We start from the raw sequence: 26797 nt of genomic DNA on the forward strand, positions 1-26797 counted from the left end.
TCGGCGGCCCGGGACCGACGGGGGGTCCCGGGCCGCCGGGCGGTCAGGCCAGACCGGCCCGGCGCAGCGCGTCGGCCATAGCGCTGTCGGCCGTTGCGGCCCCACCCTGCCGCTGCTGCCGGCCACCCCGGTCGCCGCGCGCCGCCGCGCTCTGACCACCGCGCGCACCGCCCTGGTCGCTCCGCCGGCCACCGCGCTCGCGTCCGCCGCCGTCGCCCTGCGGTCGACCGCTGCCGCCCGAGGTCTCATCCTCCAGCCGCAGGGTCAGCGAGATCCGCTTGCGGGGCACGTCGACGTCGAGCACCTTGACCCGGACCACGTCGCCGGACTTCACCACGTCCCGCGGGTCTTTGACGAAGGTGTTCGACATCGCCGAGACGTGCACCAGGCCGTCCTGGTGGACGCCTACGTCGACGAACGCGCCGAACGCGGCCACGTTGGTGACCACGCCTTCCAGGAGCATGCCGGGGACCAGGTCGCTGATCTTCTCGACGCCCTCGACGAAGGTGGCGGTCTTGAACGCCGGCCGCGGGTCCCGGCCGGGCTTCTCCAGCTCGCCCAGGATGTCGGTGACGGTGGGCAGGCCGAACGTGTCGTCGACGAAGTCGGTCGCCTTCAGTCCGCGCAGGATCGTCGACTTCCCGATCAGTGAGCGGAGGTCCTGCCCGGTGCTGGCCAGGATCCGCCGCACCACCGGGTACGCCTCGGGGTGCACACTGGAGGAGTCGAGGGGGTCGTCGCCGCCGGGGATGCGCAGGAAGCCGGCGCACTGCTCGAACGCCTTCGGGCCGAGCCGCGCCACCTTCTTCAGCTCCGCCCGGGACCGGAACGGCCCGTTGGCGTCCCGGTGCAGCACGATGTTCTCGGCCAGCCCGACGCCGATGCCGGAAACCCGGGTGAGCAGGGGAGCGGAGGCGGTGTTCACGTCCACGCCGACGCCGTTGACGCAGTCCTCGACCACCGCGTCCAGCGAGCGGGAGAGCTTCACCTCGGACAGGTCGTGCTGGTACTGCCCGACGCCGATCGAGCGCGGGTCGATCTTGACTAGCTCGGCCAGCGGATCCTGGAGCCGGCGGGCGATGGAGACCGCGCCGCGCAGCGACACGTCCAGCCCGGGCAGCTCCTGGGAGGCGTACGCGGAGGCGGAGTAGACCGACGCGCCGGCCTCGGAGACCACCACCTTGGTGAGGTTGAGCTGCGGATACCGCTTGATCAGGTCACCGGCGAGCTTGTCGGTCTCCCGGCTGGCGGTGCCGTTGCCGATCGCGATCAGCTCGACGCCGTGCGCCCCGGCCAGCTTCGCCAGGGTCTCGACGGAGGCGTCCCACTGCCGGCGCGGCTCGTGCGGGTAGATCGTGTCGGTGGCGACCACCTTGCCGGTGGCGTCCACCACGGCGACCTTCACGCCGGTCCGCAGGCCCGGGTCGAGGCCCATGGTGGGGCGGGTGCCGGCGGGCGCGGCGAGCAGCAGGTCACGCAGGTTGGTGGCGAAGACCCGGACCGCCTCCTCCTCGGCCGCCTGCCAGAGCCGCATCCGCAGGTCCGCGCCGAGGTGGATGAGGATCCGGGTACGCCAGGCCCAGCGCACCGTGTCGGTCAGCCATTTGTCGGCGGGCCGCCCGTGGTCGCTGACGCCGAAGCGGCCGGCGATGGCCGCCTCGTACCGGCTCGGGCCGGTCGTCGCGGTGTCGGAGTCGCCCTCGGCCTCCGGGGCCATGGTCAGGTCGAGCACGCCCTCCTTCTCGCCGCGGAACATGGCGAGGATCCGGTGCGAGGGCAGCTTGGGGTACGGCTCGGCGAAGTCGAAGTAGTCGGCGAACTTGGCGCCGGCGGCCTCCTGGCCGTCGCGTACCCGGGAGACCAGCCGGCCCCGCGACCACATCTGCTCGCGCAGCGTGCCGATCAGGTCGGGGTCCTCGGCGAACCGCTCGATGAGGATGTGCCGCGCCCCGTCGAGGGCGGCCGCGGCGTCCGCCACGCCCCGCTCCGCGTCGACGAAGCCGGCGGCCGCCCCGCGCGGGTCCTGCGCGGGGTCGGCCAGCAGCGTGCCGGCGAGGGGCTCCAGCCCGGCCTCGCGGGCGATCTGCGCCCGGGTCCGCCGCTTCGGCTTGTACGGCAGGTAGATGTCCTCCAGCCGCGACTTCGAGTCGGCCGCCATGATCTGGGCTTCCAGGGCCTCGTCGAGCTTGCCCTGGCTCCGGATGGACTCCAGCACCGCGGCGCGCCGCTCGTCCAGCTCCCGCAGGTAGCGCAGCCGCTCCTCCAGGGTGCGCAGCTGGGCGTCGTCGAGCAGGCCGGTGGCCTCCTTGCGGTAGCGGGCGATGAACGGCACGGTGGCGCCGCCGTCGAGCAGCTCCACGGCCGCGCGTACCTGCCGTTCGGCGACGCCGAGCTCGTCGGCGATCCGCTGGTCCACAGACTGAGTCACGATCTTCATCCGCCTTTTCGGGTGGGTTCCGCAGTGCATTGTGCCGGCCCGCTCGGTGCGGGCCGCGCCGCACCCGCCGGCCGCGTCCGGCGCACCGTCGGCGGACGCGTCGCCGCAGGCCCGCCGGCTGCGCTAGCGTGCGATCATGGAACCACCTGCCGACCCGCGGGCGCGGCGGCTCTTCGGCGGCAGCGCCCGGGCCCTCGGCGACCTGGCCGCCAGCCCGTTCCGGGCCGACCGGGACCGGATCGTGGCCTCCCCCTTCTTCGCCCGGCTGAACGGGGTGACCCAGGTGGTCAGCCCGGGCGGCTCGGGCCTGCTGGTGCACAACCGGCTCACCCACAGCCTGAAGGTGGCCCAGGTGGCCCGCGCGGTCGCCGAACGGCTCACCGCCGACGGGGAGCACCGCGCGCTGCTCGAGAAGCTGGGTGGCTGCGACCCGGACGTGGTGGAGGCCGCCGCGCTCGCCCACGACCTCGGCCACCCGCCCTTCGGGCACCTGGGGGAGCGGGTGCTGGACCGGCTGGCCCGGCAGCGGCTCGGCCTGGCCGACGGTTTCGAGGGCAACGCGCAGTCGTATCGGATCGTCACCAGCACCGAGATCCGGGGCGCGGCGACCACCGGGCTGGATCTCACCGCCGCGGTGCGGGCGGCGATGCTGAAGTACCCGTGGACCCGGCTCGACCACCCCGACCCGCACCCGCGCCACCTCGGCCCGGCGCCCCGGGGCGCCACCCCGCCACCGGACGACCCGGAGAGCGGGTCGTCGAAGTTCGGCGCGTACCGGACCGAGGTGGACGACCTGCGGCAGGCCCGGGAGCCGTTCGCCGGGCGGATCCCGGACTGGCAGCAGACACCCGAGGCGTCCATCATGGACACCGCCGACGACATCGCGTACGCCATCCACGACGTGGAGGACTTCTACCGGGTCGGGGTGCTCCAGCAGGGCACGGTGGCCGCCGAGCTGATGGCCTGGCAGCGGGAGAGCGGGCACTTCCGGGCGGTCACCGACGCCGCGCTGGCCGCCGCGGCCCGCCGCCCCGGCTCGGCGATCGAACGGCTGCGCCGGCAGCTGCACCGCAAGGACGCCTGGGTGGCCGACGACGACGCGTTCGCCGCCGCGGTCGAGCACGTCCGCGAGGAGCTGGTGGAGGGGCTGCTCGCGCTCCCCTTCGACGGCTCGATCGAAGCGGAGCAGTACGTGGCCCGCTTCTCCGCCCGCTGGTCCATCCGGTTCGTGGAGTCGATCACGGTGGCCGCCGAGCCGGACGTCCGCTCCGGCCACGTGCTGCTGGCCAAGGCGCAGTGGCACGAGGTGCAGGTGCTCAAGTTCGTCCACCACCGGTTCGTGCTGGCCCGCCCCGACCTGGCCCTGCACCAGCGCGGTCAGGCCCGGCTGCTGGACACCCTGGTGGAGGCGCTGTGGGAATGGCTGCTCGACCCGGAGGAGGAGTCCCGGCTGCCCCGCCGGCTGCACGACCTGGTGGAGCTGGCCGAGGCGGAGCTGCACCCGCGTACCCCGGACCGGATCGGCCGGGCCCGCGGCCGGGCCATCGTCGACTTCGTCGCGCAGCTCACCGACGGGCAGGCGGTGGCGATGCTGGACGCCCTCTCCGGCCGCTCCGGCGCCCTCTGGACGGACGCCTTCGTGCTCTGACGCCAGCCACGCCACGGCCGGATCGCTCAGGCGATCGCCTGCCACCAGCCGTCCACCGCCGGCGGGTCGTCCACCACCACCCGCTCGCCGGGGCGCGGCACCGCCAGGCGGACGTCGCGGGCCTTCGCCTCCACCCAGAGCCGGTTCACCGGCTCGGACCAGTCGTGCAGGGCCAGGTTGAACGTCGCCCAGTGCACCGGGATGAACAGCCCGCCGCACAGGTCGAGGTGGGCGGCGACCGCCTCCTCGGGGAACATGTGGATGCTCGGCCAGGCCCGGTCGTACGCGCCGATCTGCATCAGCGTGACGTCGAACGGCCCGTGCGCGGCGCCGATCTCGGCGTACCCGTCGAAGTAGCCGGAGTCGCCGGTGTAGAAGACCCGGCGGTGTGCCCCGGCCACCACCCAGGAGCTCCAGAGCGTGCCGTCGCGGCGCAGCCCCCGACCGGAGAAGTGTTGGGCGGCGGTGGCGGTGACGGTCAGGCCGCCGACCTGGTGGCTCTCCTCCCAGTCCAGCTCGATGATCCGCTCCTCGGGCACGCCCCACCGGTCGAGGTGGGCGCCGACGCCGAGCGGCACCAGGAACGGGGCGGACTGATCGGCGAGCAGCCCCCGCACCGTATCCATGTCCAGGTGGTCGTAGTGGTCGTGGGAGATGACGATGGCGTCCACCGGGGGCAGCTCGTCGAGGCGTACCGGCGGCTCGTGGATGCGGCGCGGGCCGACCAGGGCCGACGGGGAGCAGCGGTCGCTCCAGACCGGGTCGACCAGCACCCGGTGTCCCTCGATCTCGATCAGCGCCGAGGCGTGGCCGTACCAGACGACGTTGAGCTCGCGGGACGGGTCGGACGGGGGTGCGGCGGACGGGCGCAGCAGCGGCACCCCGCCGTCGGGCCGCCGCTTCTGCTTGCCGAAGATCAGTTCCTTGACCAGGTTGCGCCCCGGGTCGGCGACCATGGTCCGGGTGCTCGCCGGGTTGTGGAAGGTGCCGTCGCGGAACCGTGGCGAGCGGGCCGCCCGTTCCGCCCGCGCGCCGGTGAGCCGGCCGCCCAGCTGTGCCGGCACGTCGCGGCCCACCCAGCCCACGCCGGCCAGCGCCGCCACGCCGGCCATCCGCCACAGCCGGCGGCCGAGCGCCCGCTCGACCGTCCGATCCGCCGTCTCGCCCATCGTCGTTCCCTCCGCCGTGTCCCGCAGTACACGGTAGCCACCCGGACACCGTCGTGCCTCCCCGCTCAGCGGCCGTCGTGCGGCGCCACCGACCGGTTGCTCAGCCCGGCCAGCCGCATCAGCGGACCGACCAGCACGTCGTGGACGCCGGGCAGGACGCTGAAGCCGAACCGCCTCACCACGCTGAGCCGGCCCACCCAGACCTCCCGCAGCGTGGCGCGGGCCAGCCCGTCCACCGCGTCGGGCGTGGTCACGTCGGTCGGTACGACGAGCACCGGCGCGCCGGCGGCCCGGCACTCCTCGCGTACCTCGGCGAGGGGGGCGGGGGAGCGGGCGGCGAGGACCAGACGGTCCCTGCGCCCGGCGGACGTCCGGGCCGCCGCCCGGCCGATTCCGCTGGTCGCGCCGGTGATCACCACCGTCCGGGTCACGGCGTGAGCACGACCTTGACGTGGCCGTCCTGCTTCTGCTGGAACATCTCGTACGCCTGCGGCGCCTGCTTCGGCGGCACTCGGTGGGTACGCAGGTCCTCGACGCCCAGCGGGTCGTCGGCCCCGGCGGGCAGCGGCATGATCTCGTCGACCTTGTCGGTCATGGTCTGGGCCAGCCGTCGCCGGGCTTCAGGTACGGCCCGAGCACCTCGTAGAGGTGCGGGTCGGAGCCGCAGATGGCGGTCGAGGTGATCCGGACGACGGCGTCGGTCGGCTCCTCGATCCGGGGGTCCGGGACGTCCTCGACCCGGACGTCACGCTTGCCCTGCCAGGTCAGTGCCTTCATGCCGGAATGTCCCCTCTTCGGTGCCGTCCATGGGACTGCTACCCGGTTCGGGGGACTTGAACCGGCGTGGGTTGCCCGGCCGGCCGTCCGCTCCAGGCGGTGTGCCACGTGGGGAGTTCACCCGCCTCGCCGTCGCCCGGCCTTGTCGCACCGCCCATCGCCGACCTGGGTCACCCCGGGGTGGTCGGCCGGGTCGAGGGCCGGAAAGGGGTCGACCGCCGCACCCCGGGTGGGGTACGGCGGTCGGTGTCGGCGTCGGTGGGACGTCGGGCTCAGGTGCCCGGGGTGTCGCCGCGCTTGGCGGTCGCCGCGAGGTAGTCGCGGTTGAGCCGACCGATGGTGTTCAGCGGGATGCCCTTCGGGCAGACCACGGTGCACTCACCGGCGTTGGTGCAGCCGCCGAAGCCCGCCTCGTCGTGCGCGTCGACCATGCCGATCACCCGGGTGTACCGCTCGGGCTGGCCCTGCGGCAGCAGCGAGAGCTGGGTGATCTTGGCGGCGGTGAAGAGCATGCCGGAGCCGTTCGGGCAGGCCGCCACGCAGGCGCCGCAGCCGATGCAGGCGGCCGACTCGAAGGCGGCGTCCGCGTTGGCCTTGGCCACCGGCGTGGAGTGTGCCTCGGGGGCGCTGCCGGTCGGCGCGGTGATGTACCCGCCTGCCGCGATGATCTTGTCGAAGGAGCTGCGGTTGACCACCAGGTCCTTGATGACCGGGAAGGCGCGGGCCCGCCACGGCTCGATGTCGATCGTCTCGCCGTCGGAGAACTGCCGCATGTGCAGCTGGCAGGCGGTGGTGCCGCGCTGCGGGCCGTGCGCGTCCCCGTTGATCATCAGGCCACACATGCCGCAGATGCCCTCGCGGCAGTCGTGGTCGAACGCGACCGGCTCCTCGCCCTGGAGGATCAGCCGCTCGTTGAGCACGTCGAGCATCTCCAGGAACGACATGTCCGGGGAGACGTCGTCGACCTGGTAGGTCACCATCCGACCCTTGTCCTCAGGGCCCTTCTGGCGCCAGATGCGCAGGGTCAGGTTCACTTGTAGCTCCGCTGCGTGGGGTGGACGTATTCGAACTTAAGGTCTTCCTTGTGCAGCACGGACGGCTCGCCGGTGCCGGTGTACTCCCAGGCCGCCACGTACGCGAACCGGTCGTCCTCGCGCTGCGCCTCGCCGTCGGGGGTCTGGTGCTCGGCCCGGAAGTGGCCGCCGCACGACTCCTCGCGGTGCAGGGCGTCGATGCACATCAGCTCGGCCAGCTCGAAGAAGTCGGCCACCCGGCCGGCCTTCTCCAGCGACTGGTTGAGCCCCTCGCCGTCGCCCGGGACGCGGACCCGCTGCCAGAACTGCTCGCGCAGCGCCCGGATCTCGTCGATCGCCTTGCGCAGGCCGGCCTCACTGCGCTCCATGCCGCAGTGCTCCCACATGATCTGGCCCAGCTCCCGGTGGAACGAGTCCACCGTCCGGTCGCCGTTGACGGCCAGCAGCCGCTGGATCCGGTCCTCGACGTCCGCTCGCGCCTCCACCACCGCCGGGTGGCTGGTTTCGACCTTGTCCAGGGGCCCGGAGGCCAGGTAGTTCGCGACGGTGCTGGGCAGCACGAAGTAGCCGTCGGCCAGCCCCTGCATCAGCGCCGAGGCGCCGAGCCGGTTTGCGCCGTGGTCGGAGAAGTTCGCCTCGCCGATCACGAACAGGCCAGGGATGGACGACTGCAGGTCGTAGTCGACCCAGAGACCGCCCATCGTGTAGTGCACGGCCGGGTAGATCCGCATCGGGACCTCGTACGGGTCCTCGCCGGTGATCCGCTCGTACATCTCGAAGAGGTTGCCGTACTTGGCCTCGATCGCCTTGCGGCCGAGCCGGTTGATCGCGTCCGCGAAGTCGAGGTAGACGCCGAGCTTGGTCGGCCCGACGCCGTGGCCCTCATCGCAGACGTTCTTGGCGGCGCGGGAGGCGATGTCCCGGGGGACCAGGTTGCCGAAGGACGGGTAGATCCGCTCCAGGTAGTAGTCCCGCTCGTCCTCGGGGATGTCCTTCGGGCTGCGGTCGTCGTCCTTGGCCTTCGGCACCCACACCCGGCCGTCGTTGCGCAGCGACTCGCTCATCAGGGTCAGCTTCGACTGGTGGTCGCCGGAGACCGGGATGCAGGTCGGGTGGATCTGCGTGTAGCAGGGGTTGGCGAAGTACGCGCCCTTGCGGTGCGCCCGCCAGGTGGCGGTGACGTTGCAGCCCTTGGCGTTGGTGGAGAGGTAGAAGACGTTGCCGTAGCCGCCGGAGGCGAGCACGACCGCGTCGGCCAGCTCGGTGGTGATCTCGCCGCTGACCAGGTCCCGGACGACGATGCCCCGGGCCTTGCCGTCCACGACGATCACCTCCAGCATCTCGTGCCGGGCGTTCATCTCCACGTTGCCGAGGCCGATCTGCCGCTCCAGCGCCTGGTACGCGCCGAGCAGCAGCTGCTGGCCCGTCTGGCCCCGGGCGTAGAAGGTGCGCTGCACCTGCGCGCCGCCGAAGGAGCGGGTGTCCAGCAGGCCGCCGTACTCGCGGGCGAACGGCACGCCCTGTGCGACGCACTGGTCGATGATGTTGACCGAGACCTCGGCCAGCCGGTGCACGTTCGACTCCCGGGAGCGGAAGTCGCCGCCCTTGACGGTGTCGTAGAAGAGCCGGTGCACCGAGTCGCCGTCGTTGCGGTAGTTCTTGGCGGCGTTGATGCCACCCTGCGCGGCGATCGAGTGGGCCCGCCGCGGGCTGTCCTGGTAGCAGTAGGACTTGACCCGGTAGCCCTGCTCGGCCAGGGTGGCCGCGGCCGAGCCGCCGGCCAGGCCGGTGCCGACCACGATCACCGTCATCTTCCGACGGTTCGCCGGGTTGACCAGCTTGGCCTCGAAGCGGCGGCGGTCCCAGCGGGTCTCGATCGGACCCTCGGGAGCCTTGGTGTCGGCGATCGGGTCGCCCTCGGTGTAGAGATCCATGGTCAGGACACCCATCCGGTGAGTACGGCGAACGGAACCACCAGGTAGCCGGCGCAGAGGACGACGGCGAAGACCAGCGCCCCGGTACGCGCCCGGCGCTCACCCTTCGGGGTCTGCTGGCCGAGGCTGCGGAACGCGCTGAAGGCGCCGTGACGCAGGTGGAAGCCGAGCGTGACGATCGCCAGGGCGTAGAAGAGCGTGACGTACCAGCGCTCCGGCGCGAAGTCGGCGACCACGTTGCCGTACGGGTTGCTGGCGTCGCCCTGGGGGTTCAGGTGACCGGTGGTCAGGTCCAGGATGTGGTAGATCACGAAGAGCAGGATGATCACCCCACCCCACCGCATGGTGCGCGCCGCGTAGCTGCCCCGGATCTTCTTGCGGTGCGCGTACTTCACGGGGCGGGCGGCACGGGCGCGCAGGGCCAGCACGGTCGCGGCGCCGATGTGGGCCAGTACCGCCACGGTCAGCACGGTCCGCTGGATCCACAGGTACCAGGTCGAGGGGAGCAGCGGCGTGCCGATGTCGCGCAGCCAGTGCGCGTAGTGGTCGAACGAGGTCTCCCCCGTGAACACCTTCAGGTTGCCGAGCATGTGCGCGATGAGGAACAGCGCGAGGACAATGCCCGTCACCGCCATGACGGCCTTCAGGCCGACGTTCGAGCGGATGGGCGACCGAGTTTTCGTGATTACCACGTGACCGACGCTAGGAGGACTTTGATCAGTCGTCCAATGCATCGACCTCGCAGTCTTGATAGCCGTAGGCTATGTAGATGCAGCTACATCAGCTCCGGTACTTCGCCGCGGTCGCAGAAGTACGACATTTCACCCAAGCCGCGGACCTGGTAGGCATCACCCAGCCCTCGTTGAGTAAGCAAATTCACGCCCTGGAGACCGACCTCGGGGCCCCGCTCTTCGAACGGGTAAGAGGCAACATCACCCTCACCGCCGCGGGCGAGGTGCTGCTCCCGTTGGCCAAGCGGATCCTCGCCGACGTGGACACCGCGACCCGGGAGGTGCAGGAGCTGGTCGGGCTGCGCCGCGGCCGGGTGCGGCTCGGCGCCACCCCCAGCCTGGCCACCTCCCTCGCCCCGCCGGTGCTGCGGCGGTTCCGCGACGCCCACCCCACCGTCGACCTGCGGGTGGAGGAGAGCGGCTCGCAGGACCTGGTCCGCGACCTGCTCCGCGGCGACCTCGACCTGGCGCTGATCATCATGCCGTCGACGGGTACCGACCCCGGCCTGCGTGCCGACCCGATCCTGCGGGAGAGCCTCGTGGTCGCCTCGGTGGACCCGCTGCCGGCCACCTCGGCCAGCGGGGAGCTGCGCATCACCGACCTGCGCGACCAGCCCCTGGTGATGTTCCGGGAGGGCTACGACCTGCGCGACGCCACCCTCCAGGCCTGTCGCGACGCCGGGTTCGAGCCGACCCTCTCCGTCGACGGCGGGGAGATGGACGCCGTGCTCAGCTTCGTCGAGGCCGGGCTCGGCATCGCCCTGGTCCCCGGCATCGTGGTGGCCCGCCGCCCCGGCATCCGGGTCACCCGGCTCGTCCCGCCCGGCGTACGCCGCACCATCGCGGTCGCCCGCCGCCGGGACGTGGTGCCCACCCACGCCGGCCGCGAACTCCGGCGCATCCTGCTCGAGTACGTCCACGCCGCCACCGCCACCGACGAACTTCCGCCCGGCGTCGAACCGCTGTCGTAGCCCGTCGCCTCCGGCGCCGGCGGGCGTCAGCGCCCCTCGGCGTCGTCCATCGCCCGGTAGATCCGCTGCTCCGACACCGGGTACGGGGTGCCGAGGGCCTGGGCGAAGACGTTCACCCGCAGCTCCTCGATCATCCAGCGGATCTGCCGGACCGCCGCCGCGTTCCGGCGGTTGGGCGGCAGCGCGGCCAGCATGTCCGCGTACTCCTTCTGCACCACCGCGACCCGGTCCTGCTGCTGCTTGTCCCGCTGCGGGTTGCCGGGCAGCCGATCCAGCCGGCGCTCGATGGCGGTCAGGTAGCGCAGCAGGTCGGGCAGGCGGGCGTACCCGGTCTCCGTGATGAATCCGGCGTGCACCAGGCCGCCGAGCTGGTTGCGGATGTCGGCGAGGGCGGCCACCACGGCCAGGTCCCGGGTCGCGCCGAGCCGCTGCTCCACCGTGTACACGGCGGCCAGCACCCGGCGGACCCGGTCCATCACGTCGACCACCGTGTCCACCAGGTCGGCGCGGACCTTGTCACGGAGCGCGGCGAAGCCCTCGGCGTCCCAGGCCGGGCCACCCGCGTCGGCGATCAGCCTGTCGATCGCCGCCCCGGCCGCGTCCTCGATCAGCTGCTGCACGCCGCCGTGCGGGTTGCGGCTGAGCGCCAGCTTCGCCTCGTTCGACAGCCGCCCCTGGAGGAACTTCGCTGGCGACGGCACGGTCAGCCGGAGCAGCCGCCGGGTCCCCGCCCAGTGCGCCGCGGCCTGCTCGGCCTCGGAGTCGAAGACCTTCACCCCGACCGTGGTGCCCTCGTCGGCCAGGGCCGGGTACGCGGTCACCGCGTACCCGGCGCGGACCTGCTCGATGGTGCGTGGCAGCGCGCCGATGCTCCATTCCCGCAGCCCGGTCCGGGCCACGTCCGGCGCGGCCGCGGCGACGACCTGGCGTACCTCCTGGCGGAGCTGGCGTTGCAGGGCCGGTAGGTCCTTGCCCTCGGCGACCGGCCTGTCGTCCTCGCCGAGCACCCGGAACGTCACCCGCAGGTGCGGCGGCAGCTTCGCCGGTTCCCAGGCGGTCCTGGGGACGGTGACCCCGGTCATCCGGCGCAGCTGCCGGGTGAGCGCGTCGAGCAGCGGCTCCTCGCCGGCCGGCATCTCGGCCAGGGCGGCGCGGGCGTAGTCCGGCACCGGGACGAAGTTGCGGCGGAGCGCCTTGGGCAGCGACCGGATCAGCGCGACCACCAGCTCCTCGCGCAGTCCGGGGACCTGCCAGTCGAAGCTCTCCGCCGGCACCTGGTTGAGCATCGGCAGCGGGATGTCGACGGTCACGCCGTCGGTGGGGGTGCCCGGCTCGAAGCGGTAGGTCAGCGGCAGTGAGACCCCGTCGGCCCGCCACTCGTCCGGGTAGTCGGCCTCGTCCACCCCGCCCCGGCCGGAGTTGACCAGCAGCTCGCGGGTGAAGGTGAGCAGGTCGGGCCGCTCCCGGCGGGTCGTCTTCCACCAGGAGTCGAAGTGCCGGCCCGAGACCACGTCGGCGGGAATCCGCTCGTCGTAGAAGTGGTAGATCGTCTCGTCGTCGACCAGGATGTCCCGCCGGCGGGCCCGGCTCTCCAGCTCCTCGATCTCGGTGAGCAGGCGACGGTTGTCCGTCCAGAACTGGTGGTGGGTCTGCCAGTCGCCCTCCACCAGGGCGTGCCGGATGAACAGTTCCCGGCTCACCGCCGGGTCGATCCGCCCGAAGTTGACCTTGCGGGAGGTGACCAGCGGGATGCCGTACAGGGTGACCTTCTCGTAGGCCATCACCGCGGCCTGCTTCTTCTCCCAGTGCGGCTCGCTGTAGCTGCGCTTGACCAGGTGCTGGGCCAGGGGCTCGACCCACTCGGGCTCGATCCGGCCGTTCACCCGGCCCCAGAGCCGGGCGGTCTCCACCAGCTCGGCGGCCATCACCCAGCGCGGCGGCTTCTTGAACAGCGCCGAGCCGGGGAAGAGCCCGAACTTCGCCCCCCGGGCACCCAGGTACTCGTGCTTCTGGGCGTCCTTGAGCCCGATGTGCGAGAGCAGGCCGGGCAGCAGTGACTGGTGCACCTTCGGGGTGTCGATCTCCTCCGGCAGGTCCGCGCCGACCCCGCGCCGGCCGCCGTCGGCGTCGCGCGCCGGTCGCCCTCCATCCGGCGTACGCAGCACCTGGCGCACCTGGCTGACGATGTCCTGCCACTCGCGGACCCGCAGGTAGTTCAGGTATTCCGCCTTGCACATCCGGCGGAACGCGCTGGACGACAGGTCCCGCTGCTGCTCCCGCAGGTAGCGCCAGAGGTTGAGGAAGGCGACGAAGTCCGACTCCTTGTCGGCGAACCGGGCGTGCGCCTGGTCGGCCTGGGCCTGCTTCTCCGCCGGCCGCTCCCGCGGATCCTGGATGGAGAGGGCGGCGGCGATCACCACCACCTCCGTGGCGCAGCCGTTGCGCTCGCCCTCGACGACCATCCGGGCCAGCCGCGGGTCGACCGGGAGCTGGGCCAGCCGCCGGCCCAGCGGGGTGAGCCGCTTCGCCGGGTCGGTCTCGGTCGGGTCCAGCGCGCCCAGCTCGTGCAGCAGGTTCACGCCGTCGGTGACGTTGCGCCGGTCCGGCGGGTCGAGGAACGGGAACGCGCCGATGTCGCCCAGCCCGATCGCGGTCATCTGGAGGATGACCGAGGCCAGGTTGGTGCGCAGGATCTCCGGGTCGGTGAAGTCCGGGCGGGAGAGGAAGTCCTGGTCGCCGTAGAGCCGGATGCAGATGCCGTCCGAGGTACGACCGCAGCGTCCCTTGCGCTGATTGGCCGAGGCCTGGGAGACCGGCTCGATGGGCAGCCGCTGCACCTTCAGCCGGCTTGAGTAGCGGGAGATCCGGGCCGTGCCCGGGTCGACGACGTACTTGATGCCGGGAACGGTCAGCGAGGTCTCCGCGACGTTGGTGGCGAGCACCACCCGGCGTCCGCTGTGCGGGGCGAAGACCCGGTGCTGCTCCGCGGTGGAGAGGCGGGCGTACAGCGGCAGGATCTCGGTGCCGAGCAGCGACCGCTTTTTCTGCACCAGCTTCCCGAGCGCGTCAGCGGTGTCCCGGATCTCCCGCTCGCCGCTGAGGAAGACCAGGATGTCGCCGGGCCCCTCGGCGGCCAGCTCCTCGACCGCGTCGCCGATCGCCTGGATCTGGTCGCGGACGTTCTCCTCGTCGTCGCCCTCCTCGTCCTCGCCGTCGGTGACCTCGACCAGCGGCCGGTACCGCACCTCGACCGGGTACGTCCGCCCGGACACCTCGACGACCGGCGCGGGGACCCCGTCGGGCGCGTCCTCGGTGGGCGGCCCGGCGAAGTGCCGGGCGAAGCGGTCGGTCTCGATGGTCGCCGAGGTGATGATCACCTTGAAGTCGGGGCGGCGCGGGAGGAGCTGCCTGAGGTAGCCCAGAATGAAGTCGATGTTGAGGCTGCGCTCGTGCGCCTCGTCGATGATCAGCGTGTCGTACTGGCGCAGCATCCGGTCGGTCTGCAGCTCGGCCAGCAGGATGCCGTCGGTCATCAGCTTGACCAGGCTGTTCTCGCCCACCTGGTCGGTGAAGCGGACCTTGTACCCGACCACGTCGCCCAGTTCGGTGCCGAGCTCCTCGGCGATCCGGTCGGCGACCGTACGCGCGGCGAGCCGGCGCGGCTGGGTGTGCCCGATCAGGCCGTTCACCCCACGCCCCAGCTCCAGGCAGATCTTGGGCAGCTGGGTGGTCTTGCCGGAGCCGGTCTCGCCGGCCACGATCACCACCTGGTGGTCCCGGATCGCGGCGGCGATGTCCTCCCTGCGCTCGCTGACCGGCAGCTGCGCCGGGTAGCTGATCACCGGCACGGCGGCCCGCCGGCTCTCCAGCCGCGCCTCGGCGCGTGTGACGTCGGCACTGATCTCGGCGAGCGCGGCCTCCAGGCGCTGCGGGTCGCGCAGCCTGCGGACCCCGTCCAGCCGCCGCTCCAGCCGGCGCTGGTCGCGGAACATCAGGGCGGGGAGGCGGCGGTGCAGCTCGCGGACGGTGTCGGGCGCGGCGGGTACGGCTGGATTCTGCATGTCGTCGCCAAGGATAGGCAGGCCCGCGGCGAAGCGCCGCCGGGTTACCGGCAGCTGGCCGGCGCGGGCGATGCCGGGCGCGGGTGGTGCCGGCGCGGCGGACCACACCCTCGCGTGCCCTCCCAGGTCGGGGCCGGTCCCTGGGCCAGCTCGCCCAATAGGCGAGGATCCACAACACCCACCGCAAACCGGTGAACGTCAGTGGACACCGCACTAGAGTGGCCGCCGACCCACATTCTCGACGGGACGGGATGATCATGCGGGACACCGACCGGGCGCTGGTGCAGGCGGCCACGGCCGTCGCCAAGCTGCGCTGCCGCAGCGAGAACCACACCGTCGCCGCCGCCGCACGCAGCGCCGACGGGCGCGTCTTCACCGGCGTGAACGTCTACCACTTCACCGGTGGACCGTGCGCCGAGGTGGTGGCGATCGGCGCCGCCGCCACCCAGGGCGTGACCGAGCTGGAGACCATTGTCGCGGTGGGGGACCGGGGTCGGGGCGTCATCCCACCGTGTGGCCGCTGCCGGCAGGTGCTGCTCGACTACTTCCCGTCGATCAAGGTGATCGTCGGCCCGGCGGACGGGCTGCGCGCGGTCCCGGTGGCCGACCTGCTGCCCGAGACGTACGTCTGGGCCGACCAGCAGGTGGAGTTGGCGACCGTGCCGCGGACCGGGGTGTGGCCGATGCCCGTGGTGCCCGCCAGTCGCTCGGCCGCGGAGGACTGAGCGGGGTCAGTCGCCCGACGCCGCCTCCAGCATCGACCGGGGGACCGGCACCTCATCGAAGCGCACGTTGCCCTCCGGCACCATCCAGCTCATCACCTGGGCGACCAGCCGCCCGGCCCGGACCGCCGGGTCGTTGGCGTAGAGCTCGCGGGCCATCTCCGGGTCCACCGAGAGCACAGCGAAGCCGCGCAGGCGTTCGTCGTCCGCGCCGAGGAACGGGCCGGCGGCGAGGACCGCGCCCTGCGCCACCAGCCCGGCCTGGTGGGCCAGGTGCGCGTCCTGCAGGCGGTCGATCGCGTCCAGCGGCAGCTCGGGCGCGTCCGCCGGACGGACCAGGAGGACGACGGTGTGCTGGTCGAATCGCATGCCGCCAGCCTAGGGGCGGCACCTCCGCTGGTCGCCGCTCTCGCGGGTAGCAGACCCTTTTCCGGCTTTCCCGGCGGCGCGGGCGGCGGCGACCGCCCCGTTCCGGCCGGTTGGGACCCCGCATCGACGAGCCCGAGTTAGGCATACCTAACCCGCACAGCTAAGGTAAGGCGATCCTAAGCTGAAGGGGCGGAAAACTGCCGTGACCACCGTCGCCACCCGACCTGACCGGGTCGGCGTCCCGAGCCGCCGGCGGGACGGCCGCCGGGCGGCGGTCGCCGGGGCGGCGGCGCTGCTGCTGGCCGTGGCCCTGCTGGCCAGCCTCGCCCTCGGCAGCCGTCCGCTCGCCGTCGACCAGGTGTGGCAGGCGCTCACCGCCCCGGACGGCGGCGAGGCCACCACCATCGTCCGCGAGCTGCGGCTGCCGCGTACGGCCCTGGGGCTGACCGTCGGGCTTGCGCTCGCCGTCGCCGGGGTGCTCTTTCAGGCGCTCACCCGCAACCCCCTGGCCGAACCGCGCATCCTCGGCGTCAGCGCCGGCGCCTCGTTCGGCGTGGTGCTCGCCATCGCGGTCTTCGGCGTCGGCAGCCTCGCCGGGTACGTCTGGTTCGGCGTCGCCGGCGCGCTCGCCGCCGGCCTGCTCGTCCTCGCCGTGGCCGGCGGCACCCGCGACGGCGCCAGCCCGGTCACCCTCGCGCTGGTCGGCGCGGCCCTCGACGCCAGCCTCGCCTCAGCGGTGTACGCCATGCTCAGCATCGACGCGCGCACCTTCGAGGAGTACCGCTTCTGGGTGGTCGGCGGGCTCACCGGCCGGGACGTCGGCGTTGCCGGGCAGGTGCTGCCGTTCGTCCTCGTCGGGCTGTCGCTGGCCGCGCTGGTCGCCCGGGGCCTGGACGCGCTCGCCCTCGGCGACGACGTCGCCCGCGGCCTCGGTCACCGGATCGGCCTGGTACGCCTCGGCGGCGGTGCCGCCGCCGTGCTGCTCACCGGCGCCGCCGTGGCCGCCGCCGGGCCGATCGCCTTCGTCGGGCTCGCCGTGCCCCACCTGGCCCGGGCGCTGGTCGGCGCCGACCACCGGTGGACCCTGGCGGTCTCCGCCCTGCTCGGGCCGGCGTTGCTGCTCGGCGCCGACGTCGTCGGCCGGTTGGTCGCCCCGCCCGGCGAGGTGCCGGCTGGGATCGTCACCGCGTTGATCGGCGCCCCGCTCTTGGCGTATCTGGTCTGTCGCGCGAAGGTGGTGACCGCGTGACCGCCGTCCAGTCGTCCCGCCCGACGGCCGCCGGACTGCCCGGTCGGTCGCTGGTGCGGCTCGGGCCGGTCAGCGTGCAGGTCCGCCGCCGGGCGATGCTCGTCGCCGCCGTGACGACCGTGCTGCTCGCCGCCGCCGTCGTGCTCAGCCTCTCCCTCGGCACCCCGTACGTCGCCCCGGCCGACGTGCTCCGGTCGCTCTCCGGTGCCGGCACCCCGTACGACCTGGTGGTACGCGACCTGCGGGTGCCCCGGATCGTGCTGGCCGCGACGGCCGGGGCGGCCTTCGGGATCGCCGGCACGCTCATCCAGAGCGTCGCCCGCAACCCCCTGGCCAGTCCGGACGTCATCGGGATCACCCAGGGCGCCGGCCTGGCCGCCACCGTGGCGATCACCACCGGCGCCGCCGCCGTGCTGGTCGCCCCGGCGGCGCTGCTCGGCGGGCTGGGCGCCGCGCTGCTGCTGCTCGCCCTCGGCGCCCGGCACGGCCTGGCCGCCCAGCGGTTCGTGCTGGCCGGGGTGGCCGTCGCGTTCGCCCTGCGGGCGCTGACCGAGGTGGTCATGCTCTCCGCCGACCCGATCGACGGGCTGCGGGCGCAGATCTGGCTGATCGGCACCCTGGCCGGCCGGGGCTGGTCCGAGACGCTGTGGATCGCGCTCACCCTGGCCGTCCTGCTGCCGGTGCTGGCCTGGGCCGGCTGGGCGCTGAACGGCACCGCGCTGGACGACGACACCGCCCGGGGGATCGGGCTGCGCCCGGGCGCCCGACGGGTCGGCCTGGCCACCACCGGCGTCGTGCTGGCCGCCACCGTCACCGCCCAGGTCGGCGCGGTCGACTTCGTCGCGCTGGTCGCCCCGCAGGTGGCCCGCCGGCTGGTCCGCGCCGAGCGGCCCCCGCTGGCCTGCGCCGCCCTGGTCGGCGCGCTGCTGCTGGTGCTGGCCGACCTGGCCGGCCGGCGGCTGTTCGCCCCCACCCAACTGCCGGCGGGCGTGCTCACCGCCGCCATCGGCGGCCCGTACCTGATGTTCCTGCTGGTCCGACGTCGGCGGAGGTTCGCGTGAACCGCACCCCTGACAGCCGAGGCGTGATGCTCTCGACCAGCGACCTGACCGTCGGCTACGACGAGCGGACCGTCCTGGACGGGCTCGACCTCGACCTGCCCGCCGACGCCTTCACCGTCATCGTCGGGCCGAACGCCTGCGGCAAGTCCACCCTGCTGCGGACCATGGCCCGGCTGCTCACCCCACGCCGCGGCGCAGTGCTGCTCGACGGCGCGGCGATCCGCGACCTGCCCACCCGCGAGGTCGCCCGCCGTCTCGGCGTGCTGCCGCAGAGTCCGCTGGTGCCCGAGGGGGTCACCGTGGCGGACCTGGTCGGTCGGGGTCGCCAGCCGTACCAGCGGTGGTGGCGGCAGTGGTCGGAGCAGGACGCCGCCGCCGTCGACCGGGCGATGACCCAGGCCGACGTCGCCGGGCTCGCCGACCGTCCGGTGGACACCCTCTCCGGCGGGCAGCGGCAGCGGGTCTGGATCGCGATGACCCTGGCGCAGGACACCGAGGCGCTGCTGCTGGACGAGCCGACCACCTTCCTCGACCTGGCCCACCAGGTCGAGGTGCTGGACCTGCTGCACCGGCTGCGCGCCGAACGTGGCCGGACCGTGGTCGCCGTGCTGCACGACCTCAACCAGGCCGCCCGGTACGCCGACCACCTGATCGCGATGCGCGAGGGCAAAGTGGTCGCGGCCGGTCCGCCGCGCGAGATCCTCACCGCGGACCTGGTCCGCGACGTCTTCGGCCTCGACTGCGTGGTCGTGCCCTGCCCGGTCACCGGCGCGCCGCTGGTGGTGCCCGGCCTCACCAGCCCGCACCTCGCCCCGACCGCGGCGGGCCCTGCCGTGCCGGTCCACTCCCCGGGCGGAGATTCGGCCGCGCCGGCCCACTCCTTGGCGGGAGACCCCGTCATCCCAGCTCCGGCCGTCCCGGCCACCACACCGGCCCCGGCCGGTTCCTCCGCCGGCGACGCGGCTGACCCGCTCGCCGGCCCGTACCCTTCGAAAGGACACTGATGCGTCGTCTCGCCGCCGCCCTCACCGCGGCCCTGACTCTCGGCGTCGGCCTCACCGCCTGCGGTGAGAGCGACCCGGCCCCCGGTGCCGCCACCGGGGAAACTCGGGAGATCACCCACGCCATGGGCGTCACGAAGGTCCCGGCGGACCCGCAGCGGGTCGTGGTGCTCGACACCGACAAGATCGACACGGCGCTGTCGTTGGGCGTCACGCCGGTCGGCGCCGCCACCGCTGGCGAGGCCAGGAGCTGGCCGACCTACTTCGGCGCGGAGAAGCTCGCCGGCATCAAGGAGGTCGGGGTGCTCACCGAGCCCGACCTGGAGGCGATCACCGCGCTCAAGCCGGACCTGATCCTGGGCAGCAAGTTCCGCCAGGAGAAGTTCTACGACGAGCTGAGCGCCATCGCCCCGACCGTCTTCACCGAGAAGGTCGGCATCACCTGGAAGGAGAACCTGCTCCTCGACGGGCAGGCCCTGGGCCGGGAACAGCAGGCCCGCGACCTGCTGACCAGGTACGAGAAGCGGGCCAGGGACTTCGGCGCGAAGCTGGGCGACGCCGCGGCGCGGGAGATCTCCATCGTGCGCTTCATCCCGGGCAACATCCGGGTGTACGGCCCGGACTCGTTCTCCGGCATCGTCGTCGGCGACACGGGGCTGGGCCGCCCCGCACGGCAGCGCCTCGACGGCAAGGAGGACAAGCGCTTCGACCTGGTCAGCCCCGAGCGGATCAGCGAGGTCGACGGCGACGTCATCTTCGTGACCGCGTACGGCGAGAAGGCCGCTGCCGAGCAGACGAAGACCACCGGTGGCACCCTCTGGCAGGGTCTCTCCGCGGTCAAGGCCGCCCGGGCCTACGTCGTCTCCGACGAGACCTGGATGACCGGCATCGGCGTCACCGCCGCCAACAAGATCCTCGACGACCTCGAAAAGCACCTCCCCGCCTGACCCGCCCCTCCCGCGCCCAAGATCCACGCAAATTCACGGAAAGAGTGGCTATTCTCGGCGGAATGGCCACTCTTTCTCTGTAGGAGTGGAGTCAGCGCCCGGTGCGGCGGGCGTGAAGAGCGGAGCGGATCTCCGCGAGGACGCCGTCGAAGTCTTCCTTCATGCGCTTGCTCGTCACGTGCAGAACGATCCAGTCCTCGCCGAGCAGACGGTTGAGGCGCTGCCGGTCGCGGTGGAACTGTTCCGGATCGTGGTGCCAGACGCCGTCGTATTCGACGGCGACCTTGAATGCCGGCCAGGCGAGGTCGACTCTCGCCACGAAGCGGCCGTTGCGGTTGATCACATGTTGAGTCACTGGTCGGGGAAGGCCAGCCCGAACCAGCCGCACCCGGAGCCGGGACTCGGGCAGTGACTCTGCGCCGCCGTCCACCAGGCTCACCGCCTCGGCGAATCTGCGAGCGCCCCGATCGCCGTGGCGGGAGACGAGGTACGACGCCAGGTCGGCGGAGTGAACCACGCCGCCGTGCAGCAGCGCGTCGATCAACGCCACCGCCTCAACCACGTCGAGCCAACAGGCCAGGTCCCAGCAGGTCCGAACTCCCGCCGTGACCGGCATTCCGTCGATCCGCTGGACCTCGCCCTCGCGCCAATGCGCCACGTGAATGAGCAGCCCCGTCAAAGGGCCGAATCGAGATGGGGGATCCACCAGCACCTCGACCGGCTGCTGGGCGCCCGGTGCCGGTCCGCCCAGCAGAGCGACGGCCGACCGGCCCGCCACTGCGCATCCCGGCGGGAAGAGCCAGGATGCGGCAGCCCAGCACCGGGTCCGGTGCGATATCTCCAGGCGCGCGTCGGCATACACGTGGTGGAACAGTTGCCGCCAGGCACTGCTACGAAGGTCGTTCTTGCTGAGCAGGCCGCGACGGACCGCGTCCGGCGCAAAAAACACCTTCCCGGCCAACTCGGCCGGCCGTCGAGGAATACGAGCCACGCCCCCACCCTGACGAAAACCCCTTCCCCACAAAACCCCCTGTGGAAAACCCGGAGACCACCCGAGGTCAAGATCAGCGCATTTTCACGGAAAGAGTGCGTATCTAGGTGGGAATAGCCACTCTTTCCGTGAAAGTGCGTGCTCGAGATGGGCGTGGGGGGTGGGGTCAGGCGGCGGTGGACCAGATGGCGCGGAAGGCGGCGGCTTCGCCGGCCAGCCAGTGCTCGATCTGGTCGGGCTTCGCGGTGTCGGGCATGCGGTGGGACTCGCCGCGCCGGACGTCGACCAGGACCGGCTCGGCGTGCGGGAGGACCGCGTCCATGTGGCGGGTCATCAGGTGCAGGGTGGCCAGGGTCGCCTCCTCGCTGGGCGGGGTCTCGTCGAAGTGCAGGCGGACCGCCTCGGCGCGGCCGTCGGCGTACCGGATGCCGAAGTGGGGGTTGATCTTGACGGGCAGGTCGCCGAGCATGGCCAGGGCGTCGCGGGTCTGGGCCAGGTCGACGCCGGCGGGCTCGCCGAGGGACTCCAGCCACGCCGTCGCCCCGGGGACCAGAGCCTGGTAGAGCGGGCGCCACCGGGGCTTGACCAGGTCGGCCACCTGGGCGAGGTGGGTGCCGCCGGTGTGGAACGCGATGTCAGCCTTGAGCGCCTTGACGAACTGACCGTGCGGGTTGAAGCCGGAGCGGCTCGCCCGCTGCTTGCGCAGGCCCCCGACGAAGGTGGCCTTGGTGGGCCCGGTGCGGTCCACGTACCGGGTGAAGCCGAGGAGGGTGGCGTACGGCGTGAGGGGGGTGGAGATGGGCGCGGTCACGAGCATCCTCCCAGGTCAGGAACTCGATTAGTACATACATTCTAATCGACGGGTCTGACATCGCCCAGGGAAGAAAAGGGGGCCGTCCGGATGCACCGGACGGCCCTTCGGAAAGAAAATTCAGAGCTGCCCGACGGAGGTGATCCGGATGGCCGCGGCACCGATCTCGTCGGAGGCGGCCAGGTCGACCTCGGCGCTGATGCCCCAGTCGTGGTCGCCCTCCGGGTCGTCCAGGATCTGCCGCACGGTCCAGCGCTCCCGTCCCTGCTCGATCATGAGCAGCGCCGGCCCGCGCGCGTCCGACCCGACCCCGATCGAGTCGTACGACTCGAAGTACGGCTCCAGCGCGTCCGCCCAGGCGTCGGCGTCCCAGCCGTCGCCGGCGTCGAGTTCGCCGAGGAGGTCCCAGCGGCGCAGGGCGGCCAGCTCGACCCGGCGGAAGAGCGCGTTGCGCACCAGCACCCGGAACGCCCGGGCATTGCGGGTGACGGCCGGCGGCCGGTCGTCCAGGGCGGCGTGGGCCTGGGCCACCTCCGCCACGTCGGACGGGTTGCGCAGCCGCTCCCACTCGTCGATCAGGCTGGAGTCGACCTGGCGGACCAGCTCGCCCAGCCACTCGATGAGGTCGACCAGCTCCTCGGTCTTGGCGTCCTCGGGCACGGTCTGCCGCAGCGTCTTGTACGCGTCGGCGAGGTACCGCAGCACCAGGCCCTCGGAGCGGGTGAGGGAGTAGAACTGCACGTACTCGGTGAAGGTCATCGCCCGCTCGTACATGTCCCGGACGACGGACTTGGGGGAGAGCTGGTGGTCGGCGACCCAGGGGTGGCCCTGCCGGTACATCTCGTACGCGCCGTCCAGCAGCTCCGCGAGCGGCTTGGGCCAGGTCACTTCGTCGAGCAGTTCGAGCCGGGCCTCGTACTCGATGCCCTCGGCCTTCATCGCGGCGACGGCCTCGCCGCGCGCCTTGAACTGCTGCGCGGAGAGCACCTGGCGCGGGTCGTCGAGGATCGACTCGATGACGGAGAGCACGTCGAGGGCGTACGACGGGGACTCCGTGTCCAGCAGCTCGATCGTGGCCAGCGCGAGGGGGGAGAGCGGCTGGTTGAGGGCGAAGTTGAGCTGGAGGTCGACGGTGAGGCGGACCCGCCGGCCGGTCTCGTCCGGCTCGTCGAGCTGCTCGACCACGCCGCCGGCCTTCAACGCCCGGTAGATGGCGATGGCCCGGCGGATGTGCCGGCGCTGGGCGGCGGCGTCCTCGTGGTTGTCGGTGAGCAGGTGCCGCATCGAGGCGAACGCGTCGCCGGGGCGGCCGATGACGTTGAGCAGCATCGAGTGGCTGACCTGGAAGCTGGAGGTGAGCGGCTCCGGCTCGGCGTCGACGAGGCGCTGGAATGTCGGCTCGCCCCAGCCGATCGAGCCCTCCGGCGGCTTCTTCTTGACCACCTTGCGGCGCTTCTTCGGGTCGTCGCCGGCCTTGGCGAGGGCCTTCTCGTTCTCGATGACGTGTTCGGGCGCCTGCACGACGACCCGGCCGAGGGTGTCGAAGCCCGCGCGGCCGGCCCGGCCCGCGATCTGGTGGAACTCGCGGGCCTTGAGCAGCCGGGTACGCGTCCCGTCGTACTTGGACAGGCCGGTGAAGAGCACGGTGCGGATCGGCACGTTGATGCCGACGCCGAGGGTGTCGGTGCCGCAGATGACCTTGAGCAGTCCGGCCTGGGCGAGGGTCTCCACCAGGCGCCGGTACTTGGGCAGCATGCCGGCGTGGTGCACGCCGATGCCGTGCCGGACCAGCCGGGACAGCGTCTTGCCGAAGCCGGAGGTGAACCGGAAGTTGCCGATCGCCTGGGCGATCATGTCCTTCTCGGCGCGGGTGCAGACGTTGACGCTCATCAGCGCCTGGGCCCGTTCCAGAGCGGCGGCCTGGGTGAAGTGCACGACGTACACCGGGGCCTGCTTGGTCTGGAGCAGTTCCTCCAGGGTCTCGTGCATCGGGGTCGTCAGGTACGAGAAGAGGAGCGGGACCGGCCGTTCGGCCGTGCGGACGACGGCGGTCGGCCGGCTGGTGCGCCGGGTCAGGTCGTCGACGAACCGGGTGGTGTCGCCGAGCGTGGCGGACATCAGGACGAACTGCGCCTGCGGCAGCTCGATGATCGGCACCTGCCAGGCCCAGCCCCGGTCCGGCTCGGCGTAGAAGTGGAACTCGTCCATGACCACCTGGCCGACGTCGGCCCGGGCGCCCTCGCGCAGCGCGAGGTTGGCCAGGATCTCCGCGGTGCAGCAGATGATCGGTGCGTCGGCGTTGACGCTGGCGTCGCCGGTGAGCATGCCGACGTTCTCCGCGCCGAAGACCTCGCAGAGGGCGAAGAACTTCTCGGACACCAGCGCCTTGATCGGCGCGGTGTAGAAGGTGGTCCGGCTGTCGGCCAGGGCGGCGAAGTGGGCGGCGATCGCGACCAGGCTCTTGCCCGAGCCGGTCGGCGTGTTCATGATCACGTTCGCGCCGGAGACGATCTCGATGACCGCCTCCTCCTGGTGGGGGTAGAGGTCGAGGCCGCGCTCCTTCGCCCAGCCGGCGAACGCGTCGTAGAGGGTGTCGGGGTCGGCGCTTCGAGGCAGCGCGGCAGTGAGCGTCATAGCCCGTCCATCGTGCCCGGATCATGGGCCGCGGCGCCAACCGGGTGCCCGCGGCCGGGGCCCGGCGCGCGGTTCGTCCCGCGCGTCCCGGTGCCGCCGGGGGCCGCCGACGATCCGGGGGTACGCCCCGGCGGTCAGCCCCGCCCGGCGGTGGCGTCCGGGGTGCCCGGTCGGCGGTGGTGGATCAGGTCGAAGATCGGCCGGCCGGCGGTCAGCGCGCGGCGTTCGAACTTCGTGACCGGGCGGTGCGCGGGGCGGGGAGCGAAGCCGTGGTGGGCGTCGACCAGCTCCGGGTCGGCGGTCAGGGTCTCCCGCATCGACCCGGCGTACTCGGCCCAGTCGGTGGCGCAGTGCAGCGTCCCGCCGGGGGCGAGCCGGGAGCGCAGCAGCGCCACATGGCCGGGCTGGATCAGCCGGCGCTTGTGGTGCCGGGTCTTCGGCCAGGGGTCGGGGAAGAAGATGTGCACCGCGTCCAGCGAGCCCTCCGGCAGCGCCCGGACCAGGTCCAACGCGTCGCCCTGGGCCACCCGGACGTTGCCCAGCGCCTGCCGTTCCACCAGGTCGAGGAGGTTGGCGATTCCGGGCGTGTGCACTTCGACCGCCAGATAGTGTCGGTCCGGGTCGGCCGCCGCCATCGCGGCGGTGGCGTCGCCCATGCCGGAACCGATCTCCAGCACCAGCGGGGCCTGCCGGCCGAAGAGCGCCGTCGGCTCGAACGGCCCGTCGAGGTCGGCGATGTCGAGGCCGTACGCCGGCCAGAGCCGGTCCAGCGCGTCGAGTTGGCGGTCGCTCATCCGGCCCCGGCGGGGGTGGAAGGTGCGGATCCGCGCGGTGTGCGCGGGCGGGGCAGCGGGGTTCTGGTCGGTGGAGGTCACAGCGGTTCGAGCGTACGCGAGGGTTCGGCCGATCGGATGTGAGGTGCGGCCGGGGGTGAGAGGATTCATCCCGTACGGCAGGACGGGCGGCCCGCTGTCCGGTATCGCCCTACGGCGCCGGGAGGGGTCATGGTGTCAGTCACGCGCCGCGCGGCGTTGGTGATCGCGGCTGCCGCGTTCGCCGCCCCGCTGGTCGGGGCGGTCCCCGCCCTGGGTGCCCCGCCTCCCGTCGTCGAGCCGGCGCCCGGCCAGTCGCAGCCCGGTGACGTGATCTTCGTCGAGGTCACCCCGAGCACCGTGGAGCCCGGCTTCCTGGTCGGCATCCGGGCGAGCTGCCGGGACAACTCGGTGCCGGCCACGGTGGTGTCGGACGCCTTCGGCCGGGTGCAGGTGCAGCCGCAGCGGGGGCTGCTGACCGCCTCGCCGATGGTCAACGAGCGCACCCGTCCCGGCAACTACCGGGTCAAGCTGGAGTGCCCGAGCGGGCAGACCGCCTCGACGATGCTGCAGGTGGTCAAGCGGGTCGAGCCGAGCCGCGGGCCGGCGACCGGCTTCGGCGGCACCGCCGGCATCGGCCTCGGCGGGCTGCTCGTGCCGATGGGACTCGCGTTGACCCTGGCCGGGGCGACCGTCGGTGTGGTGGCGGCCCGCCGGCCCCGTACCGTCCGTGGCGCTGCCCGCCGCTGACTCCCGCCATGGCCTCGCATCCCGCTCCGCAGCCGGCCGCCCGGGCACCGCGTGACCGACGGCCGGGGCGCGGCCCCTGGTCGGCGCCGCTGGCCGTGGTGCTGGTCCTGATCGGGGTCTTCGCCACCGGGGCGGGGCTCGGCCGCACCGCCGGGCCGTTCGACTGGGCCGCCGACGCGGCGCGCCCCGCGCCGAGCGACCGGCAGTCGGAGGGCCGGCCGCCGGCCAGCCGCCCGGTGAGCCTCTCCGTGCCGGCGATCAAGGTCAGCGCGCCGGTGACGCCGGTCGGGCAGGCCAAGGACGGCTCGGTCGCCGTGCCTCCGCTGAGCAGACACAACGAGACCGGCTGGTACGACCGCGGCCCGACCCCGGGGGAGCCGGGCCGGGCGATCATCGTCGGACACGTGGACACCAAGAGCGGCCCCGCGGTCTTCTACGAGCTCGGCAAGCTCAAGCCCGGTGACCGGGTCGAGGTGACCCGGTCCGACCGGAGCGTGGTGACCTTCAAGGTCGACACGGTCGAGCACTTCGACAAGGCGAACCTGCCGGCCGACCGGGTGTACGGCGACGACGGGCCGCCCGGCCTGCGCCTGATCACCTGCGGCGGCGACTGGCGGGGCGGGAGGACCGGCTACGCGGACAACGTGATCGCGTTCGCCTCACTGGTCGACACCCGGAAGCCCTGATC

At 72.7% G+C, this 26797-nt stretch carries 22 protein-coding genes and 1 pseudogene; 9 read left to right on the forward strand and 14 right to left on the reverse strand.

What is annotated here, in order from left to right:
• Positions 1-43: 43 nt before the first annotated feature.
• A complete protein-coding gene (locus SLP03_RS00700) occupies positions 44-2467 on the reverse strand; it encodes a Tex family protein (RefSeq protein ID WP_319458488.1) in 2424 nt (807 codons plus the stop codon).
• A 106-nt stretch (positions 2468-2573) separates the two neighbouring features.
• Here SLP03_RS00700 and SLP03_RS00705 point away from each other — a divergent pair, with 106 nt between their 5' ends.
• The gene (locus SLP03_RS00705; RefSeq protein WP_319458489.1) at positions 2574-4085 is read left to right on the forward strand and encodes a dGTP triphosphohydrolase; all 1512 of its coding nucleotides are present in this window, start codon (positions 2574-2576) and stop codon (positions 4083-4085) included.
• 26 nt (positions 4086-4111) lie between these two features.
• Here the strand turns inward: SLP03_RS00705 and SLP03_RS00710 are convergent, their stop codons facing one another.
• The 7 genes and pseudogenes from SLP03_RS00710 to SLP03_RS00740 all read right to left on the reverse strand — a co-directional run bounded on the left by SLP03_RS00710 (position 4112) and on the right by SLP03_RS00740 (position 9634).
• A complete protein-coding gene (locus tag SLP03_RS00710) occupies positions 4112-5197 on the reverse strand; it encodes an MBL fold metallo-hydrolase (protein WP_319458630.1) in 1086 nt (361 codons plus the stop codon).
• A gap of 122 nt (positions 5198-5319) precedes the next feature.
• Positions 5320-5685, reverse strand: a complete 366-nt coding sequence (locus tag SLP03_RS00715; protein WP_319458490.1) for an SDR family NAD(P)-dependent oxidoreductase — start codon at positions 5683-5685, stop codon at positions 5320-5322.
• The gene (locus SLP03_RS00720; RefSeq protein ID WP_319458491.1) at positions 5682-5849 is read right to left on the reverse strand and encodes a hypothetical protein; all 168 of its coding nucleotides are present in this window, start codon (positions 5847-5849) and stop codon (positions 5682-5684) included. Before SLP03_RS00720 ends, SLP03_RS00715 begins: the two co-directional genes overlap by 4 nt.
• Before the next feature lie 14 nt (positions 5850-5863).
• Positions 5864-6031 (reverse strand): annotated as a pseudogene (locus SLP03_RS00725) (glutathione-dependent formaldehyde dehydrogenase); the annotation flags it as partial.
• 272 nt (positions 6032-6303) lie between these two features.
• Complete coding sequence (locus SLP03_RS00730) at positions 6304-7065, reverse strand: succinate dehydrogenase/fumarate reductase iron-sulfur subunit (protein WP_319458492.1); 762 nt, start codon at positions 7063-7065, stop codon at positions 6304-6306.
• The gene (locus SLP03_RS00735; protein ID WP_319458631.1) at positions 7062-8999 is read right to left on the reverse strand and encodes a fumarate reductase/succinate dehydrogenase flavoprotein subunit; all 1938 of its coding nucleotides are present in this window, start codon (positions 8997-8999) and stop codon (positions 7062-7064) included. The genes SLP03_RS00730 and SLP03_RS00735 overlap by 4 nt, the downstream gene beginning before the upstream one ends.
• A 2-nt stretch (positions 9000-9001) precedes the next feature.
• Complete coding sequence (locus tag SLP03_RS00740; protein WP_319458493.1) at positions 9002-9634, reverse strand: succinate dehydrogenase cytochrome b subunit; 633 nt, start codon at positions 9632-9634, stop codon at positions 9002-9004.
• Positions 9635-9768: 134 nt separating this feature from the next.
• Here SLP03_RS00740 and SLP03_RS00745 point away from each other — a divergent pair, with 134 nt between their 5' ends.
• Positions 9769-10701: a LysR family transcriptional regulator gene (locus SLP03_RS00745; RefSeq protein ID WP_319458494.1), complete on the forward strand. Its 933-nt coding sequence runs from the start codon at positions 9769-9771 to the stop codon at positions 10699-10701.
• Between the two features lie 26 nt (positions 10702-10727).
• Here SLP03_RS00745 and hrpA read toward each other — a convergent pair whose 3' ends face one another.
• The gene (gene hrpA, locus SLP03_RS00750; RefSeq protein WP_319458495.1) at positions 10728-14762 is read right to left on the reverse strand and encodes an ATP-dependent RNA helicase HrpA; all 4035 of its coding nucleotides are present in this window, start codon (positions 14760-14762) and stop codon (positions 10728-10730) included.
• 257 nt (positions 14763-15019) lie between these two features.
• On the opposite strand from hrpA, the gene SLP03_RS00755 reads away from it, so the two are divergent.
• Positions 15020-15487, forward strand: coding sequence for a cytidine deaminase (locus SLP03_RS00755; RefSeq protein ID WP_319458496.1), 468 nt, complete (start codon positions 15020-15022; stop codon positions 15485-15487).
• Between the two features lie 6 nt (positions 15488-15493).
• On the opposite strand, the gene SLP03_RS00760 is transcribed toward SLP03_RS00755, so the two are convergent.
• The gene (locus SLP03_RS00760) at positions 15494-15853 is read right to left on the reverse strand and encodes a YciI family protein (protein WP_319458497.1); all 360 of its coding nucleotides are present in this window, start codon (positions 15851-15853) and stop codon (positions 15494-15496) included.
• Between the two features lie 202 nt (positions 15854-16055).
• On the opposite strand from SLP03_RS00760, the gene SLP03_RS00765 reads away from it, so the two are divergent.
• Genes SLP03_RS00765 through SLP03_RS00780 form a run of 4 tightly spaced genes read left to right on the forward strand, consistent with a single transcriptional unit; the run spans position 16056 to position 20111 of the window.
• Positions 16056-17102, forward strand: a complete 1047-nt coding sequence (locus tag SLP03_RS00765; RefSeq protein WP_319458498.1) for an iron ABC transporter permease — start codon at positions 16056-16058, stop codon at positions 17100-17102.
• Positions 17099-18163, forward strand: a complete 1065-nt coding sequence (locus tag SLP03_RS00770; protein WP_319458499.1) for an iron ABC transporter permease — start codon at positions 17099-17101, stop codon at positions 18161-18163. Before SLP03_RS00765 ends, SLP03_RS00770 begins: the two co-directional genes overlap by 4 nt.
• A 26-nt stretch (positions 18164-18189) precedes the next feature.
• On the forward strand, positions 18190-19167 hold the full coding sequence (locus SLP03_RS00775; protein ID WP_319458632.1) for an ABC transporter ATP-binding protein: 978 nt from the start codon (positions 18190-18192) through the stop codon (positions 19165-19167).
• A complete protein-coding gene (locus tag SLP03_RS00780; protein ID WP_319458500.1) occupies positions 19167-20111 on the forward strand; it encodes an iron-siderophore ABC transporter substrate-binding protein in 945 nt (314 codons plus the stop codon). The genes SLP03_RS00775 and SLP03_RS00780 overlap by 1 nt, the downstream gene beginning before the upstream one ends.
• A 91-nt stretch (positions 20112-20202) precedes the next feature.
• On the opposite strand, the gene SLP03_RS00785 is transcribed toward SLP03_RS00780, so the two are convergent.
• The 4 genes from SLP03_RS00785 to trmB all read right to left on the reverse strand — a co-directional run bounded on the left by SLP03_RS00785 (position 20203) and on the right by trmB (position 25422).
• The gene (locus tag SLP03_RS00785; protein WP_319458501.1) at positions 20203-21072 is read right to left on the reverse strand and encodes an endonuclease domain-containing protein; all 870 of its coding nucleotides are present in this window, start codon (positions 21070-21072) and stop codon (positions 20203-20205) included.
• A gap of 196 nt (positions 21073-21268) precedes the next feature.
• Positions 21269-21913, reverse strand: a complete 645-nt coding sequence (locus tag SLP03_RS00790; protein ID WP_319458502.1) for a hypothetical protein — start codon at positions 21911-21913, stop codon at positions 21269-21271.
• 120 nt (positions 21914-22033) lie between these two features.
• Positions 22034-24547, reverse strand: coding sequence for a DEAD/DEAH box helicase (locus SLP03_RS00795; protein WP_319458503.1), 2514 nt, complete (start codon positions 24545-24547; stop codon positions 22034-22036).
• A gap of 134 nt (positions 24548-24681) precedes the next feature.
• Positions 24682-25422 carry a tRNA (guanosine(46)-N7)-methyltransferase TrmB gene (gene trmB / locus SLP03_RS00800; RefSeq protein WP_413644085.1) on the reverse strand — a complete coding sequence of 247 codons (741 nt, stop codon included), beginning with the start codon at positions 25420-25422 and terminating at the stop codon, positions 24682-24684.
• 129 nt (positions 25423-25551) lie between these two features.
• On the opposite strand from trmB, the gene SLP03_RS00805 reads away from it, so the two are divergent.
• Both SLP03_RS00805 and SLP03_RS00810 read left to right on the forward strand, forming a co-directional pair.
• Positions 25552-26109, forward strand: coding sequence for a hypothetical protein (locus SLP03_RS00805; RefSeq protein ID WP_319458504.1), 558 nt, complete (start codon positions 25552-25554; stop codon positions 26107-26109).
• An 8-nt stretch (positions 26110-26117) separates the two neighbouring features.
• Complete coding sequence (locus SLP03_RS00810) at positions 26118-26795, forward strand: class F sortase (protein ID WP_319458505.1); 678 nt, start codon at positions 26118-26120, stop codon at positions 26793-26795.
• The last annotated feature ends 2 nt before the right edge of the window (positions 26796-26797 follow it).

Origin of the sequence: Micromonospora sp. RTP1Z1, from assembly GCF_033804685.1 — a bacterium.
In the GTDB taxonomy this organism is placed as follows: Bacteria; Actinomycetota; Actinomycetes; order Mycobacteriales; family Micromonosporaceae; genus Micromonospora.

Excerpts from the sequence above, each read along its gene's own strand:
- SLP03_RS00710 (WP_319458630.1), bottom strand. The coding sequence starts at position 5,197 with ATGGCCGGCGTGGCGGCGCTGGCCGGCGTGGGCTGGGTGGGCCGCGAC.
- SLP03_RS00805 (WP_319458504.1), top strand. The coding sequence starts at position 25,552 with ATGGTGTCAGTCACGCGCCGCGCGGCGTTGGTGATCGCGGCTGCCGCG.
- SLP03_RS00795 (WP_319458503.1), bottom strand. The coding sequence starts at position 24,547 with ATGACGCTCACTGCCGCGCTGCCTCGAAGCGCCGACCCCGACACCCTC.
- SLP03_RS00745 (WP_319458494.1), top strand. The coding sequence starts at position 9,769 with ATGCAGCTACATCAGCTCCGGTACTTCGCCGCGGTCGCAGAAGTACGA.
- SLP03_RS00775 (WP_319458632.1), top strand. The coding sequence starts at position 18,190 with ATGCTCTCGACCAGCGACCTGACCGTCGGCTACGACGAGCGGACCGTC.
- SLP03_RS00720 (WP_319458491.1), bottom strand. The coding sequence starts at position 5,849 with ATGACCGACAAGGTCGACGAGATCATGCCGCTGCCCGCCGGGGCCGAC.
- SLP03_RS00810 (WP_319458505.1), top strand. The coding sequence starts at position 26,118 with ATGGCCTCGCATCCCGCTCCGCAGCCGGCCGCCCGGGCACCGCGTGAC.
- hrpA (WP_319458495.1), bottom strand. The coding sequence starts at position 14,762 with ATGCAGAATCCAGCCGTACCCGCCGCGCCCGACACCGTCCGCGAGCTG.
- SLP03_RS00705 (WP_319458489.1), top strand. The coding sequence starts at position 2,574 with ATGGAACCACCTGCCGACCCGCGGGCGCGGCGGCTCTTCGGCGGCAGC.
- SLP03_RS00740 (WP_319458493.1), bottom strand. The coding sequence starts at position 9,634 with ATGGCGGTGACGGGCATTGTCCTCGCGCTGTTCCTCATCGCGCACATG.
- SLP03_RS00780 (WP_319458500.1), top strand. The coding sequence starts at position 19,167 with ATGCGTCGTCTCGCCGCCGCCCTCACCGCGGCCCTGACTCTCGGCGTC.
- SLP03_RS00700 (WP_319458488.1), bottom strand. The coding sequence starts at position 2,467 with ATGCACTGCGGAACCCACCCGAAAAGGCGGATGAAGATCGTGACTCAG.
- SLP03_RS00755 (WP_319458496.1), top strand. The coding sequence starts at position 15,020 with ATGCGGGACACCGACCGGGCGCTGGTGCAGGCGGCCACGGCCGTCGCC.
- SLP03_RS00735 (WP_319458631.1), bottom strand. The coding sequence starts at position 8,999 with ATGGATCTCTACACCGAGGGCGACCCGATCGCCGACACCAAGGCTCCC.
- SLP03_RS00760 (WP_319458497.1), bottom strand. The coding sequence starts at position 15,853 with ATGCGATTCGACCAGCACACCGTCGTCCTCCTGGTCCGTCCGGCGGAC.